1 protein-coding gene is annotated in these 717 nt (G+C 42.1%); it reads right to left on the bottom strand.

What is annotated here, in order from left to right:
• On the bottom strand, positions 1-593 hold a 593-nt coding region (gene istA / locus G4V62_RS19170), incomplete at its 3' end, for an IS21 family transposase (RefSeq protein ID WP_165205235.1).
• Positions 594-717: the final 124 nt, after the last annotated feature.

The raw sequence follows: 717 nt of genomic DNA, 5'->3' as shown, positions 1-717 counted from the left end.
TTTTTATTGAATCGGATCTGGCTGACACTGTGTTTCGTGACGACAGTCCGCATATTATCGTAAAGCAGTTGCTGGGGAATCCCATTGAAATAGCTGAACGCATTCATATGGCATTTCATCAGCGTCTCTTGCGTCATATCCGTTGTGAATTCGATGTAACGTTTACGGGAATAACTTAAGATCATAATGAAGGCGTATAACGGACGTTTTACTCCATCTACATAAAATTGCCCCACATTCTCTGCCCAATCCACTTGCGCCTGCCTTCCCGGCATCGTTTCAAACCGAACGGTTGCTTGTTTCTTGGGTGCTTCCCGAAAGGGTTGGACAAACTCTCGGAGGATTGTACTTTTTCCTTCATATCCTTTCGCTTGAATTTCCTCCATCAAGACAGAACAATTCGTGGTGCCTTCCTTAATTCGGTCAAGCAGGTATGGTTTGTACGGATCTAGCTTACTTTCTCTTTTCTTTCGTTTTGTAGATTGTGGAGCTGTTTCGGCCTCCAGATGTTTCCGAATCGTTTTGCGATCAAAGCCTGTCTCCCTTGCAATCGCACTAATTGTCCAACCTTTCTGTTTCAATTCTCTGATCATAAAAAATCCTCCAACAATAACGTCATTCCAACACTTCCAATCTATCTCTGTCGAGTTAGATTATCAGTGAAAACTGGGGAATTTTAAACCGTTATTATTGAGGATTTTAACACCGATATTCACA

The organism is Litoribacterium kuwaitense (assembly GCF_011058155.1).
Taxonomy (GTDB): domain Bacteria; phylum Bacillota; class Bacilli; order Bacillales; family DSM-28697; genus Litoribacterium; species Litoribacterium kuwaitense.
This window is presented reverse-complemented; position numbering and strand designations above follow the sequence as displayed.